The 13,058-nt window shown below is 62.3% G+C and carries 16 protein-coding genes; 12 read left to right on the forward strand and 4 right to left on the reverse strand.

What is annotated here, in order from left to right:
* Positions 1 to 2: 2 nt before the first annotated feature.
* Positions 3 to 656, reverse strand: a complete 654-nt coding sequence (locus tag M3484_RS02680; protein WP_249495644.1) for a protein-L-isoaspartate O-methyltransferase family protein — start codon at positions 654 to 656, stop codon at positions 3 to 5.
* 238 nt (positions 657 to 894) lie between these two features.
* A complete protein-coding gene (locus M3484_RS02685; protein ID WP_249495645.1) occupies positions 895 to 1,479 on the reverse strand; it encodes a lytic transglycosylase domain-containing protein in 585 nt (194 codons plus the stop codon).
* Between the two features lie 394 nt (positions 1,480 to 1,873).
* Here M3484_RS02685 and ssb point away from each other — a divergent pair, with 394 nt between their 5' ends.
* The 5 genes from ssb to M3484_RS02710 all read left to right on the forward strand — a co-directional run bounded on the left by ssb (position 1,874) and on the right by M3484_RS02710 (position 5,774).
* A complete protein-coding gene (ssb, locus tag M3484_RS02690) occupies positions 1,874 to 2,440 on the forward strand; it encodes a single-stranded DNA-binding protein (RefSeq protein ID WP_249495646.1) in 567 nt (188 codons plus the stop codon).
* Between the two features lie 312 nt (positions 2,441 to 2,752).
* Positions 2,753 to 3,130 carry an SUF system Fe-S cluster assembly protein gene (locus tag M3484_RS02695; protein WP_249495647.1) on the forward strand — a complete coding sequence of 126 codons (378 nt, stop codon included), beginning with the start codon at positions 2,753 to 2,755 and terminating at the stop codon, positions 3,128 to 3,130.
* Positions 3,131 to 3,409: 279 nt separating this feature from the next.
* Positions 3,410 to 3,781, forward strand: a complete 372-nt coding sequence (locus M3484_RS02700; protein ID WP_249495648.1) for a HesB/IscA family protein — start codon at positions 3,410 to 3,412, stop codon at positions 3,779 to 3,781.
* 116 nt (positions 3,782 to 3,897) lie between these two features.
* The gene (gene tpiA, locus M3484_RS02705) at positions 3,898 to 4,641 is read left to right on the forward strand and encodes a triose-phosphate isomerase (RefSeq protein ID WP_249495649.1); all 744 of its coding nucleotides are present in this window, start codon (positions 3,898 to 3,900) and stop codon (positions 4,639 to 4,641) included.
* A gap of 176 nt (positions 4,642 to 4,817) precedes the next feature.
* Positions 4,818 to 5,774 carry a DMT family transporter gene (locus M3484_RS02710; protein ID WP_249495650.1) on the forward strand — a complete coding sequence of 319 codons (957 nt, stop codon included), beginning with the start codon at positions 4,818 to 4,820 and terminating at the stop codon, positions 5,772 to 5,774.
* Here M3484_RS02710 and M3484_RS02715 read toward each other — a convergent pair.
* The gene (locus M3484_RS02715) at positions 5,771 to 6,232 is read right to left on the reverse strand and encodes an Lrp/AsnC family transcriptional regulator (protein ID WP_092897358.1); all 462 of its coding nucleotides are present in this window, start codon (positions 6,230 to 6,232) and stop codon (positions 5,771 to 5,773) included. The genes M3484_RS02710 and M3484_RS02715 overlap by 4 nt on opposite strands.
* Before the next feature lie 167 nt (positions 6,233 to 6,399).
* Here M3484_RS02715 and cobA point away from each other — a divergent pair, with 167 nt between their 5' ends.
* The 6 genes from cobA to M3484_RS02745 all read left to right on the forward strand — a co-directional run bounded on the left by cobA (position 6,400) and on the right by M3484_RS02745 (position 11,303).
* Positions 6,400 to 7,173, forward strand: coding sequence for a uroporphyrinogen-III C-methyltransferase (gene cobA / locus M3484_RS02720; RefSeq protein WP_249495651.1), 774 nt, complete (start codon positions 6,400 to 6,402; stop codon positions 7,171 to 7,173).
* The gene (locus M3484_RS02725; RefSeq protein WP_092897354.1) at positions 7,170 to 7,478 is read left to right on the forward strand and encodes a DUF2849 domain-containing protein; all 309 of its coding nucleotides are present in this window, start codon (positions 7,170 to 7,172) and stop codon (positions 7,476 to 7,478) included. Before cobA ends, M3484_RS02725 begins: the two co-directional genes overlap by 4 nt.
* Positions 7,471 to 9,141 carry a nitrite/sulfite reductase gene (locus M3484_RS02730; protein ID WP_092897352.1) on the forward strand — a complete coding sequence of 557 codons (1,671 nt, stop codon included), beginning with the start codon at positions 7,471 to 7,473 and terminating at the stop codon, positions 9,139 to 9,141. The genes M3484_RS02725 and M3484_RS02730 overlap by 8 nt, the downstream gene beginning before the upstream one ends.
* The gene (locus M3484_RS02735) at positions 9,131 to 9,880 is read left to right on the forward strand and encodes a phosphoadenylyl-sulfate reductase (RefSeq protein ID WP_092897350.1); all 750 of its coding nucleotides are present in this window, start codon (positions 9,131 to 9,133) and stop codon (positions 9,878 to 9,880) included. The genes M3484_RS02730 and M3484_RS02735 overlap by 11 nt, the downstream gene beginning before the upstream one ends.
* Before the next feature lie 89 nt (positions 9,881 to 9,969).
* Complete coding sequence (locus tag M3484_RS02740; protein ID WP_249495652.1) at positions 9,970 to 10,374, forward strand: DUF934 domain-containing protein; 405 nt, start codon at positions 9,970 to 9,972, stop codon at positions 10,372 to 10,374.
* Positions 10,375 to 10,481: 107 nt separating this feature from the next.
* Complete coding sequence (locus M3484_RS02745; RefSeq protein WP_092901616.1) at positions 10,482 to 11,303, forward strand: ferredoxin--NADP reductase; 822 nt, start codon at positions 10,482 to 10,484, stop codon at positions 11,301 to 11,303.
* Positions 11,304 to 11,478: 175 nt separating this feature from the next.
* Here the strand turns inward: M3484_RS02745 and M3484_RS02750 are convergent, their stop codons facing one another.
* A complete protein-coding gene (locus tag M3484_RS02750; protein WP_092897346.1) occupies positions 11,479 to 12,138 on the reverse strand; it encodes a hypothetical protein in 660 nt (219 codons plus the stop codon).
* Positions 12,139 to 12,462: 324 nt separating this feature from the next.
* Between M3484_RS02750 and infC the strand changes: the two genes are divergently transcribed.
* Positions 12,463 to 13,002 (forward strand): translation initiation factor IF-3, encoded by a 540-nt coding sequence (gene infC / locus M3484_RS02755; protein ID WP_092897344.1) that lies wholly within the window; start codon positions 12,463 to 12,465, stop codon positions 13,000 to 13,002.
* Positions 13,003 to 13,058 lie beyond the last annotated feature (56 nt).

Genomic DNA, 13,058 nt, shown 5'->3' on the forward strand with positions numbered 1-13,058 from the left:
CGTCAAAGCGTGAAAGTCTTTTCTTTGGCAAATCCCGGCAGGACCGGTGCAGAGGCGTTGAAAGCATAGCGCCAATCGATGCGGCCATCGGTCTTGAGCCCGTATTTCACGGTTCCAAGCGCGCCGGTCATCATCACGGCAACGATACGGCCGCCTTCTTTCAGCTGTGACGCAATCGCCTCGGGCAGCTCTTCAATGCCGCCCCCGACCAGGATCGCATCATAGGGCGCGTATTTCGCCGCGCCCGCCGTCAGGCTGCCCTTGACCACAACGGCATTATCGACGCCATCGGCAGCGAGGATCCGCCCGGCCTCCTCGGCCATGGCCTCGTCTTCCTCAAGCGCCACCACGGTCTGCGCCAGCCGGGCCAGCAGCGCGGTCGAATAGCCATATCCCGCCCCGATATCGAGTACGAGATCCAAAGGCAGGATATCCAGCGTCTCGATCATTTTGGCGAAGGTGCGCGGATCCAGCAGAGCGCGACCGCTGCCGAGGTCGAGATTGGCGCCGATATAGGCGGCATCCCGTTTTGACGGCGGCACATAATTCTCACGCGGAACATGCAGCATCGCATCAATAATGGGGAACCTGGTGACGTCGGAAGGCCGGATCTGGGTGTCCACCATCGTCATGCGGAGGGATGCGAAGTCGCTCATTCTGAACCCTGCGGTTTAGGTCTGTATCTGAATGCCTGCAACGCCACCCGAAAGCAACGCCGGCTCTGCAGTCTTTTGCCCTGGAAAGCGCAAATTTGCCAGTGTTTAAAAGCCTGTTGCGTAAACGCCGCAGGCGAAATTTTCCGTCGTGACAAGGATGATGCAATGGCAGTCCCTGTGCCGGGGCAACCGCCTGCGCGCTGTGTCGGTCGCGCCTTCGTCCTGAGAATCGCCGGGATCAGCCGAGAATCGCCTTCACATAGGCTTTGGTTTCGGCAAAAGGCGGCACCCCGCCATGCTTTTCAACCGCCGCCGGGCCGGCATTATAGGCCGCAAGCGCCAGCTTCCATGAGCCGAATTTCGCGTGCATCATCTTGAGATACCGCGCGCCGCCTTCGAGATTTTGCTTCGGATCGTCAATATCGACACCAAGCAGCTTTGCCGTTCCCGGCATCAGCTGCGCAAGGCCGGTTGCGCCCTTATGGCTGACCGCGCGGGCATTCCAGCCGCTTTCCTGCTGCACGAGCCGCAGGAACAGATCCTCCGGCACGCCATGTTTGCGCGCCACGGTCTTCGCATGTTCGAGATGCTCGCCCTTATAGCGGCCACTGTAGCGCGGCACGGCCTCGGCCGAGGCGGTCTCGCCATCCTTACCCGCCTTATGGTTCGGCGTGAGCTTGACCGAGCCCGAATATTGTCTGGCAAGCTTGCCATCAAGCAAGGCGGTCTGCGATTCGAACACCGCAATGCGCGACTTGCTGGAGCCATGGAGTTTCAGCGGCTCGGCGGCGACACTGCCGGTAAACCCACTCGTAGCAGTCACAAAAGAAACACTCAGCACCAGCGCAGCCCGGAACCGGAAACTCAGCCGAGGGGTCATAGGAAAGCCGTCCACAGTCACCAAATCGGGCGGGACTATAGCGGCGAAGGGCCAATCCGGCCAGCGGGGAATCCCCGCCCCCGGCGGTAAAACCGGCAAATCCCCGCCGATCCCGGGCAGAAAGGCTGCGATTCGCCCCGGATCCAGGCCAAAAATCAGGATCAGGGCGGAAAACCCTGCTGCGGCAGCGGCCACCTGACCGGGCCTACGGAGGCGCTGGCGCCAATGCGCGGTTGCGAGGCCGCGCGGCTGTCTTTAGATACGGGCGTCAACACAATAGTAACCCTGATCCCGCATCAGGTTCAGGGGTCACTCAGCCAGCAAAGCGGAGGCGCATATGGCCGGATCGGTCAATAAGGTCATCATCATCGGCAATCTCGGCCGCGACCCCGAGGTGCGCAGCTTTCCCAATGGCGGCAAGGTCTGCAATCTGCGGATCGCAACCTCCGAAACCTGGCGCGACCGCAATACGGGCGAACGCAAGGAACGCACCGAATGGCATTCGGTCGCGATTTTCTCGGAGCCGCTTGCAAAGATCGCCGAACAATATCTGCGCAAAGGCTCGACCGTCTATATCGAGGGCGCGCTGGAAACCCGCAAATGGCAGGACCAGTCCGGCCAGGACCGCTATTCGACCGAGATCGTGCTGCGGCCCTTCTCGGGCAACCTGACTCTACTGGGCGGCCGCGGTGACGGCGGCGGTGGCGCGGGTGGCGGCGGCAATCAGGGCGGCTATGGTGATGACTATGGTGGCCAGGGCGGCGGCTATGGCGGCGGTGGCGGTGGATATGGCGGTGGCAGCCAGGGTGGCGGCAATCAGGGCGGTGGTTCCGGCGGTGGTCGGGGCGGTTACGGCGGCCCCTCGGGCGGCAATTCCGATATGGATGACGAAATCCCGTTCTGAGCCGCGCGGTTACGACCCGAAGACGCAAAACCGGGCAAAAGACTTCCGGAGCCAGATAGCATTCTCCCGGCTCCGGAGCCCCCGCCCTGAACTGGTGCTGAAAGCAGCGGCTGCTTCCATGCGGAGGCGGCCGCAATTGTTTTCGCCCGGCCCGCAATAGCGCAGCACTTTGCAGCACCTATCTCTTCAGAGGCTGCCTCACCGGGGCCGGGCTGCGCTGCCACCCGGACCGAAAACGGCCCGCCGGATCTGGACCTCAGGCCCGCAATCCCTATATTGATGGCAGAAGTTTTCCGGACCGGGACCACGCAGATGGACATGACCACCTCGACCGCCGATCAGACCGCCGCCGAAGGCGCGCCGCTGATTGCGCCCTCTTCTGTCGATCACCCGCTCTATGATGCTGTCGCCGATGCCTGTCGGACGGTCTTTGACCCCGAGATCCCGGTGAATATTTTCGATCTCGGCCTTGTCTATACCATCGCCATCGATGACGAGAATGCGGTGCGGATCGTGATGACGCTGACCGCACCGGGCTGCCCTGTCGCAGGCGAGATGCCCGGCTGGGTGCAGGAGGCCGTTGAGGCCACACCCGGCATACGCGAGGTGCAGGTCGAGATGACCTTTGATCCGCCCTGGGGCATGGAAATGATGTCGGATGAGGCGCGTCTTGAGCTGGGCTTCATGTAAACGGTCACGGCCCTGACACTTATCCCCTGAAATGCACCCGCCGGGCTGACCGCGCGGTCTTTCATAGCCAGACAGACCTCATTTTCGGCTGGGCGCGCGATCATATCACGCCGCGCCCTTCGAGGAATATGCTCCGCGGCGCGAGCCGGACACAGGCTTTATACGCCTTTTCTGTACCCGTGACCTGATATCTGGCTGGCCCGGCGTCAGGCCGCGCGCAGCCCTCTTGAAGCAGAGCGCCTGCGGGATTACCTTTACCCCAGACAAAGGATTTCCATCATGTTCGGCATCCCCGGCAAAGCCGCCGTTTCCATCACCCCGCCCGCTGCGAAACAGATCGCCCGTCTGATGGCGCGTGATGGCAGCCAGGGCTTGCGGATCGGCGTAAAAAAGGGCGGCTGTGCCGGTATGGAATATACGATGGATTACGTCGCAGAGGTGAACCCGCTGGACGAGATCGTGGAACAGGATGGCGCGCGGGTGCTGATCGCCCCCATGGCGCAGATGTTCCTGATCGGTACCATCATTGATTACGAGACCAGCCTGCTGGAATCGAAATTCGTGTTCCGCAATCCGAACGTGTCCGAGGCCTGCGGCTGCGGCGAATCGATCCGCTTCAACGAACCGGCCACGGTCCCGTCCGGGATCTGACACGCCCGCGCGCCAGAAGTGTTGACCGGCAGTCTGACGCCTCATTCCGCAATGCCCCCATTGCATGACGCTCCTGAATTTGCGACCAGATGGGAGCGGTAACAGGGAGAGATCGAATGCGCAGACTGGCGGCAGGCAACTGGAAAATGAACGGCGTTTCGGCCTCGCTTGACGAGATACGCGCCTTGCTTGCACTCCATTCCGATCCGGCCTGCGAGATGCTGATCTGCCCGCCTGCAACCCTGCTCGCCCCCCTGGCGACGCTGGCGGCGGGTACGGCGCTTTCTGTCGGCGGTCAGGATTGCCACCAGAACATCTCGGGGGCGCATACCGGCGATATCTCGGCCGCGATGCTGAAAGATGCAGGTGCCGGCTACGTGATCCTCGGTCATTCCGAGCGCCGGGCCGATCACGGGGAAACCGATCAGCTGGTGGCGCAAAAGGCACTTGCCGCACGCGAGGCGGGCCTCGTTGCGGTGATTTGCCTTGGCGAGACCGAAGGCGAGCGCGATGCCGGGCGGACCCTCGATGTGATCGCAGCGCAACTGGCGGGCTCGGTGCCGGATGCCGCAACCGGCGCCAATACGGTGATCGCCTATGAGCCGGTCTGGGCCATCGGTACCGGCCGCGTGCCTACGCTTGAGCAGATCGCGGAAGTGCATGATTTCATTTCCAGATCGCTGAATGCGCGCTTTGGCACTGCGGCTGGCGCGATCCGGCTTCTCTATGGTGGATCGGTCAAACCCTCGAACGCCGCCGAAATCTTTGCGGTACCGCATGTCCATGGTGCCCTGGTCGGTGGCGCGAGCCTGAAAGCGTCAGATTTTGGCGCGATCGTTGCCGCGCTCTCGGCTGCCTGAACTCAGCGCATGTGACCGCCTGCGGACGCCCCGGGCGGCAGTATTTCTGTCAGAAGGAAGTCAGATCCTCTTCCTTCTGACTTAAACCCATATCTTCAGCACGGCTGGCCGGAACGCGCCAGAACCGGTCGCCCGGAGAACAGTGGCCAGGACTGTGGCGTGACAGATTTCGCCATATGACAAGTTTTGCGCGCCCTGCCCCGCCTTCCGATCCGATCCCCGGCCAGCATCTGCCGGGGAACCGGCTTCTGTCCGGTCATCTGATCTGCATGATCTCGATGGTGGTCTGGGCCGCTGGTTTGCCGGCGGCAGAGTTTCTAATTCCGATCATGCCCTCGGACCAGCTGGGCGCGGTAAGGATCGCTCTGGCGGCGCTGGTGCTGTTGCCGGTCTGGCTGCTTGCGGATGGACCGCGCGCGATTTTGCGGGCGGACTGGCTGCGCGGGATCGCGGTCGGGGCGCTGATCGGGCTCGCGGCCTGGTGTCTGATCATGGGACAGGCCGCGGGCGGGCCGGTGACGGCGGCGGTGATCACCGCTGCGATGCCGGTGGTGGCCATTGCGCTGGAAGTGTTGTTCGACGGGCGCCGGCTGAGCCTGCAACTCATTGCCGGAATTACGCTTTCCATGGCCGGCGGGGTGCTTGCCCTCGATTTCAGCGCCGGCGGCAGCAATGTTGCGCTTGGCGCGCTGTTTTGCTGCGGCTCGGTGCTTCTCTATACGCTTGGCTCACGTCTGACGGTGACCAGCTTTCCAACACTCTCCCTGATCGGGCGCACCGCGCTGACCATGGCGGGGGCGGCCCTTTCCATGCTGGTCATTGCCGGGGCCAATCTCGCGATGGGTGCGCCACTGGCCGATCATAACCTTTGGGGAATGCGCGAAGTGATCTCGCTCGGCCTTTTCGCCATAGGCGGGCTCGCCTTGTGCCAGTTGTTATGGATCATCTCGATCAACAGGATCGGCATCGGCATGTCATCGCTGCATACCAATGCCTCACCGTTTTACGTCATGCTGATCATGTTCCTCTGGCTTTCCGCGCCCTGGAACTGGCTCCAGGCCGGGGCGGCGGGGCTTGTCGCGCTCGGGGTGCTGGTGGCGCAGGGGGTCATCCCCCTGCGGCGCTTCCGTTAAACCGGCAGGACTGTGGTCGACTTGATTTCTTCCATGCTTAAAAGCGCGGTGACATTGTAAATTTTCACCTCGGAAATCAGCGCCTGGTAGAATTCATCATAGGCGCGGGCGTTTTTCACACGCACCTTGAGGATGTAATCGATATCGCCCGCCAGCCGGTGCGCCTCGAGCACTTCGGGGCGTTCGCGCAGCGCATGGAGGAATTTGCGCTGCCAGTCCGCCTCATGTTCCGAGGTGCGGATCAGCACGAAGAAACAGGCCTCAAGCCCGAGGGCCTCGGCATCGAGGATCACTGTCTGGCGCGAGATCACGCCCTGTTCTTTCATCCGCCGGATCCGGTTCCAGACCGGGGTTTTCGACGAGCCCACCTTGCGGGCGATCTCGTCCAGCGACTGCTCTGCATCCTGTTGCAGTTCGGACAGGATTTTCCGGTCCAGATCGTCCAGCGCGGCTGCCATTCCTGATTTCCCCTCTGACGCAGAACTGCGTTCCCAGAGGCCAGAGTATCGGAACATTCTTCCTTATCTGCAAGGGGATCTGGCCGATTCAGAGGAAAAAGTCCTATATTGCTGCCAGTGCAAACCGGCGCCGCCGCCATACCTGCCCGAAAGCCAGGATCCAAGCCATGTTGACAGCCAGCGCTCCCCTCAAGGATCTGCCGCCCGTGACCTTCGCGGGGGCCGGCCCGGGCGCGGCTGAGCACCTGACGCTCGGCGTGCTGCGTGCGCTTGAGGCGGCAGAGGTGGTGATCCATGACCGTCTCGTCGGCGAAGAGGTGATGGCGCTGATCCCGGCCCATGTGCGCCGCATTGATGTCGGCAAAGAGGGATTTGGCCCTTCGGTCCCGCAATCCGCGATCAACCGGGTTCTGGTTGAAACCGCACAGACCGGCGCGCGCATCGTCCGTCTCAAAGGCGGCGATCCGGGAATTTTCGCCCGTCTCGACGAAGAGATCGAGGCGCTTGAGGCCGTTGGCCTCAGCTTTCGCATCCTGCCCGGCCTTTCGACCGCGCCGGTTGCGGCGGCGGCAATCGGCCAGGCGCTGACAAAGCGCGGCCGCAATGCGAGCCTGCGTATTCTGACCGGCCATGACATGGACGGTTTTGCCGAACAGGACTGGCGCGGTCTCGCCCGTGCCACTGAGGTTGCGGCGATTTATATGGGCAAGAAATCGGCCCGTTTCATCCAGGGCCGGCTGCTGATGCATGGCGCAGGGCCGGAAACGCCGGTCACCCTGGTCGAGAACGCCTCGCGCGCCGATCAGCGGGTCCATGCCGGGACGCTCGCAACGCTGCCCGCGCTGGCGCTTTGTTGCTCCGGCCCCGCCATTATCCTTTTCGGCCTCGCGCCCCGCGCGGCCATTCCCGCCATGACCAGTCACGAGGAGGCCCGCGCATGAGCCGCCGCTTTACCCCGAAAGTCGTCACCGCCAATCGCCTGCGCGAAGGGGATGTCGTCTATCTCACCGCCGATGACCGCTGGACCCTGGTCCATGCAGAGGCCGAGCTGATCGAAGACGAGGCCCATGCCCAGCTGCGGCTGATCCATGCCAATGCGCAGGGGCGGCTGATCGTCGGTGCCTATCTGGCAGATGCGAAACCGGGCCCGAACGGCCCCGAACCCACCCATTTCCGTGAGGCCTTCCGCACGCGCGGCCCCTCGAACTATCACCACGGGAAACAGGCAGACCTCGATCATGTATGATTATACCGACTTCGATGAGCGTTTCGTCCGCGAGCGCGTGGCGCAGTTTTCGCAGCAGGTCGAACGCCGTCTCGATGGCAGCCTGACCGAGGAAGAGTTCCGGCCCTTGCGGCTGATGAACGGGCTCTATCTGCAACTCCATGCCTATATGCTGCGGGTCGCCATTCCCTATGGCACGCTGAACGCGCGCAAGATGCGCCAGCTGGCGAAGATCGGCGCGACCTGGGATAAGGGTTACGGCCATTGGACCACGCGGCAGAACATCCAGTTCAACTGGCCGAAACTCCCGGATATTCCTGCGATCCTGACCGCGCTGGCCGATGTCGGCATGCATGCGATCCAGACCTCGGGGAATACCGTCCGCAACGTGACCGCCGACCATTTCGCGGGTGCGGCGGCTGACGAAATTGCAGATCCCCGCGCCTATGCCGAATTGTTGCGCCAGTGGTCGACCGATCACCCGGAATTCCAGTTCCTGCCGCGCAAATTCAAGATCGCCATCACCGGCGCGACGCATGACCGCGCGGTGATCCGCGCGCATGACATCGGTCTGCAACTGGTGAAGAACGATCAGGGCGAGATCGGTTTCCGCGTGCTTGTGGGCGGCGGCCTTGGCCGCACGCCGCTGATCGGCATGGTGGTGCGCGAATTCCTGCCCGAGGCCGATCTGCTGCCTTATGTCGAAGCGGTTCTCAGCGTCTATAACGTGCTGGGCCGGCGCGACAACAAATACAAGGCGCGCATCAAGATCACGCTGCATGAAACAGGCAAGGAAGAGATCACCCGGCTGGTGGAAGAGCGGTTTGAAGAGCTGCGCCCGCTCTTTGGCGGGGCCGATCAGGCGCTGCTGGAAGATATCCAGGCGGCCTTCGCGCCGCCCGCGTTCCGCAACGCGCCCGTGACCGCCTATGATGACTTCTACAAGGCCGATCCGCTGTTCCGCGCCTGGGCCGACACCAACCTTGCCGCCCATAAGAACGATCAATATGCGATCGTGACGATCTCGGTGAAGGAACAGGGCAAGACGCCGGGCGACCAGACCTCGGAGCAGATGGAACTGATCGCGGATCTGGCCGAGAAATTCGGCCATGACGATATCCGCATCAGCCATGAGCAGAATGTGATCCTGCCGCATGTGCATAAGGGCGATCTGCCCGCGCTGCATGCAGCGCTCGTCCAGGGCGGCATTGCCACCGCCAATGTCGGGCTGATCTCGGATATCATCGCCTGCCCCGGCATGGATTACTGCGCCCTGGCCACTGCGCGCTCGATCCCCGTGGCGCAGGAAATTGCCATGCGGTTCAAGGAACTCGACCTCGAACATGAGATCGGACCGCTGAAGATCAAGATCTCGGGCTGCATCAATGCCTGCGGCCATCACCATGTCGGCCATATCGGCATTCTCGGTCTCGACCGGGCGGGGGTCGAGAATTACCAGATCACCCTCGGTGGCTCGGGCGCCGAAGATGCCGCGATTGGCGACAAGACCGGCCCGGGCTTTGCCTATGATCAGGTAGTGCCGGCGGTGGAGCGGATCGTCCGCGCCTATCTGAGCGAGCGTGAAGGTCCGCAGGAAAGCTTCCTCGACGCCTTCCGTCGCCTCGGGATGGAGCCGTTCAAGGCCGCCCTTTATGAGAGCGGAGACGCGAAGGATGCCGCGTGACCTGAGCGCCTATCCGGTTGCCGACCGGGTGGCCGCGCTGAACGCGCGCTACAAACACCATTCGGCCCATGATGTGCTGGAACATGCTTTGCAGGATGATGACCTGGGCCGGGTGGCCCTGGTCTCATCTTTCGGGGCAGAATCGGTCGTGCTCTTGCATCTGGTGTCGCTGCTGGCACCGGAAACCCCGGTGCTGTTCGTTGACACGCGGATGCTCTTCAAGGAAACGCTGGATTATCAGCGCGAACTGGCCGAACGTCTCGATCTTTGCGATATCCGCACCATCCGCGCCAATCCGCGCCGGCTGCAATTCGAAGACCCGGATAATACACTGCATCTCTACAGCACGGATTCGTGCTGCAATGTGCGCAAGGTCGAGCCGCTGGAACGCGCGCTGAAACCGTTTGACGGCTGGATCACCGGGCGCAAACGCTTTCAGAACTCGGATCGCGGCACGCTGGATTTCTTCGAGAATGAGGGCGATTTCCGCATCAAGGTCAATCCACTGGCCCATTGGGGCCGCGAGGATCTGGAAGACTATATCACCAATAACAACCTGCCGCGCCATCCCCTGGTCGCGAAAGGCTATCCATCCATCGGCTGTGCGCCCTGCACGAGCCCAGTGAAACCCGGCGAAGATCCGCGTTCCGGGCGCTGGCGGGGCCAGCAGAAAACAGAATGCGGCATCCATTTTACGGGCGGCAAGCCCGTGCGCAACACCAGCGAGAGCGCCGCATGAGCGGCGGCGATTTCTGCACAGAAATCGGTCCGGTTCCTGTACAGGAACCGGGCTCCCTGCCCGACCGTAAGCAGAAAGAGGACTGAGACATGAGCATTATTGTCACCGATGCCGGTTTCACCCCGGCCCCCGCCCGCGAGATCCCGGCTCTGGCCGAGCTGACCGAAACCGGTCTCGAAGTCGATCTGTCGAATACCGACACTCCCGAAGCGCTGATCCCGCACCTTGACCGCCTGACCCTGATCCGGGTCGCCTTCCCGGCCTTTTCGGATGGTCGCGCCTTCACCATTGCGCGCAGGCTCCGGATGCTGGGCTATAAAGGGCAGTTGCTTGCACTCGGGCCCGTTATCTCCGATCAATATGCCATGTGTCGCCGGGTCGGCTTTGACGGGGTCGAGATCCCGGATGAGCTTGCTCAACGCCAGCCGGAAGAGCAATGGAAATTCCGCGCCAACTGGACGGCGCATGATTACCAGGGCCGCCTGCGCGCCTGATCCATTGGCCACGCGAAGAAATGCCACAGGCGAGGCCTGGTTTACCCCGGCCCCGCTTGTGCCTTAAATGAGATCGCGCCGGGATGGCGCCCGAGACGGAGCCCGAGATGACCGAGACCGCCGCAACCACTGAGCGCCCGGCAAAACCGCATCTGCCCGATGCCCAGACCGTCACCTCGGTCAGACACTGGACCGACCGGCTGTTTTCCTTCCGCGTCGCGCGGCCGCAATCGCTGCGGTTCCGCTCCGGCGAGTTTGTCATGATCGGGCTGATGGGCGAGAATGGCAAACCGCTTTTGCGCGCCTATTCCATCGCCTCGCCCGCCTGGGATGAGGAGCTGGAATTCTATTCGATCAAAGTGCCCGATGGCCCGCTGACCTCGAAACTGCAGCATGTGAAACCGGGCGATCAGATCATCCTGCGCCCGAAACCCGTCGGCACCCTGGTCCATGACGCGCTGCTTCCGGGCAAGCGGCTCTGGTTCCTTGCCACCGGCACCGGCTTCGCGCCCTTCGCCTCGCTGCTGCGCGAGCCGGAGACCTGGGAGAAATATGACCAGGTCATCATGATGCATACCTGCCGCGAGAATGCGGAGCTGGATTATGGCCGCGCACTGGTCGAAGGGCTGAAAGAAGACCCGCTGATCGGCGAGCTGATCGGCGACAAGCTCCTTTATTATCCGACCACCACCCGCGAAGAGTCGCAATATATGGGCCGCATCACCGATAACCTCGCCTCCGGCAAGGTCTTCGAGGATCTCGGCCTGCCGAAGATCAACCCGGAAGAAGACCGCGCCATGGTCTGTGGCTCGCTCGCGTTCAACGTCGATGTGAAGGCGACGCTGGAAAGCTTCGGGCTTGAGGAAGGCGCCAATTCCGATCCGAAACAATTCGTGGTCGAGAAGGCTTTCGTGGGCGACGGCATCTGATACCTCGGACAGGTTAAGACACGCAAAGGCCGCAGGGATCACCCCTGCGGCCTTCTGCATCTGATCTTTGTCTCCGCTCAGAGCCCGGGCTGGCCAAAAAAAACGGCTGCGGGATCATACCCGCAGCCGTTTTCCTTGCTTTACGCCTCCGGCCTGAACCGGCAGGGCCCTGCGATCACAGGCCGAGTGCGGTCCGCACCTGAGCCAGCACGCTTGCCACCAGAGCCGGGTTCGCTTTCGCGCTTTCGACTGCGGTTTTCAGAATGCCCTTGCTTGCCGCGTCCAGCGAGGACGCATCGATCAGCGCATTCACCTTATCCGCATCGAAATTGGCCGGATCGAGTGCAGCATTCGCATCCGATGCCGGAGCGGCGGCGCCTTCGACAGCGGTTTCGGTTGTGGTGGTGGCGGATTCGACCGCTTCCGACACAGCTTCGCCGGCCGAGGCAGCGGCATTGCCAGCGGCTTCTGCAGCATTGCCAACAGCGGTGGCGGCACCATCAACGGCCTCGCCCGCAGCAGTTGCGGCCGATTCCGCTGCGCCGGCGACAGCCGCACCGGCCTCGCCCGCCGCTTCGGTTGCAGCATTGCCGAGATCGGTAGCGGCTTCTTCGGTTGCTGCGGCAGTGGCAGCCGCGGCAGCAGCCGCCTCTTCTTCTGCTTTCTTCGCAGCTTCCTCAGCGAGTTTTGCATCTTCTGCGGCCTTGGCCGCAGCTTCGGCTTTCACCTTCTCTGCCGCTGCGGCAGCTTCCTGGGCTGGCTTATAGCTGAACTGGTAGTAGCCACCCGCCGCCAGCAGGACGACGATGGCGCCGATGATTACGCTTTTGTTCATGATGAATCTCCCATTGCCGGAAAACAGCCCGGATTGCCCGCATATGGCAGGATCTGCCCGAATTGAAAAGTCTCGGCCCCGAAAGGCGGTCAGAAAGGGAAGAATCCCGCTCAGCCCTGCGACCGGCGAATTTACGCCTGACGGCCTGATCCCGGCCAGTGTCCCGAAATGCTGCGGCTTGTCCGGGCCCGTAAAGCCGCAAACGCGGCGCGTCTTTCCCGGGATGGCCCTCTGCCCCGGAATTCCCTGCTCCCGGGCGCTTGAAAGCCATCGCCTTCGGGAGTAAGTTCGCGACCGGTTTTTACCTCAGAAGGAAATACTACCATAGGACGCAGACCCCATAACGCCCCGCCGCAACGTGAGACCGGCCCGCGCGTAAACGATCGTATCCGCGCGCCCGAAATCCGTCTGATCGGCGCAGATGGCGAAAATGTCGGTGTTGTCACTCCGGCGCGTGCCATGGCGCTGGCGGAAGAGGCCGGGCTCGACCTGGTCGAGATCTCGCCGAATGCCGTGCCGCCGGTCTGTAAGATCATGGATTTCGGCAAATTCAAATACGAGACGCAAAAGCGCGAAGCCGAAGCCCGCAAGAAACAGAAGATCATCGAGATCAAGGAAATCAAGTTCCGTCCCGGTACGGATGAGCATGATTACCAGGTCAAGATGCGCTCGGTCCTGAAATTCCTTGACGAAGGCGACAAGGTAAAGGTCACCCTGCGTTTCCGGGGCCGCGAAATGGCCCACCAGCAGCTTGGGCTGGAGCTTCTGAACCGCGTCTCGGCTGATGTCGGCGATGCCGGCAAAGTCGAGAGCATGCCAAAGCTTGAAGGTCGCCAGATGGTGATGATGATCGGGCCGAGATAACCGGCGCCTGATATCCTGACATGTAAAAGCCCCGCCCTGGCGGGGTTTTGCATATC

Source organism: Pseudomonas sp. GX19020, from assembly GCF_023371075.1.
Classification (GTDB): domain Bacteria; phylum Pseudomonadota; class Alphaproteobacteria; order Rhodobacterales; family Rhodobacteraceae; genus Pseudogemmobacter.

What these genes read in the sequence shown, in the direction of transcription:
- M3484_RS02680 (WP_249495644.1), bottom strand. Translation starts at nt 656, where the DNA reads ATGAGCGACTTCGCATCCCTCCGCATGACGATGGTGGACACCCAGATC.
- ssb (WP_249495646.1), top strand. Translation starts at nt 1,874, where the DNA reads ATGGCCGGATCGGTCAATAAGGTCATCATCATCGGCAATCTCGGCCGC.
- M3484_RS02695 (WP_249495647.1), top strand. Translation starts at nt 2,753, where the DNA reads ATGGACATGACCACCTCGACCGCCGATCAGACCGCCGCCGAAGGCGCG.
- M3484_RS02700 (WP_249495648.1), top strand. Translation starts at nt 3,410, where the DNA reads ATGTTCGGCATCCCCGGCAAAGCCGCCGTTTCCATCACCCCGCCCGCT.
- tpiA (WP_249495649.1), top strand. Translation starts at nt 3,898, where the DNA reads ATGCGCAGACTGGCGGCAGGCAACTGGAAAATGAACGGCGTTTCGGCC.
- M3484_RS02710 (WP_249495650.1), top strand. Translation starts at nt 4,818, where the DNA reads ATGACAAGTTTTGCGCGCCCTGCCCCGCCTTCCGATCCGATCCCCGGC.
- M3484_RS02715 (WP_092897358.1), bottom strand. Translation starts at nt 6,232, where the DNA reads ATGGCAGCCGCGCTGGACGATCTGGACCGGAAAATCCTGTCCGAACTG.
- cobA (WP_249495651.1), top strand. Translation starts at nt 6,400, where the DNA reads ATGTTGACAGCCAGCGCTCCCCTCAAGGATCTGCCGCCCGTGACCTTC.
- M3484_RS02725 (WP_092897354.1), top strand. Translation starts at nt 7,170, where the DNA reads ATGAGCCGCCGCTTTACCCCGAAAGTCGTCACCGCCAATCGCCTGCGC.
- M3484_RS02730 (WP_092897352.1), top strand. Translation starts at nt 7,471, where the DNA reads ATGTATGATTATACCGACTTCGATGAGCGTTTCGTCCGCGAGCGCGTG.
- M3484_RS02735 (WP_092897350.1), top strand. Translation starts at nt 9,131, where the DNA reads ATGCCGCGTGACCTGAGCGCCTATCCGGTTGCCGACCGGGTGGCCGCG.
- M3484_RS02740 (WP_249495652.1), top strand. Translation starts at nt 9,970, where the DNA reads ATGAGCATTATTGTCACCGATGCCGGTTTCACCCCGGCCCCCGCCCGC.
- M3484_RS02745 (WP_092901616.1), top strand. Translation starts at nt 10,482, where the DNA reads ATGACCGAGACCGCCGCAACCACTGAGCGCCCGGCAAAACCGCATCTG.
- M3484_RS02750 (WP_092897346.1), bottom strand. Translation starts at nt 12,138, where the DNA reads ATGAACAAAAGCGTAATCATCGGCGCCATCGTCGTCCTGCTGGCGGCG.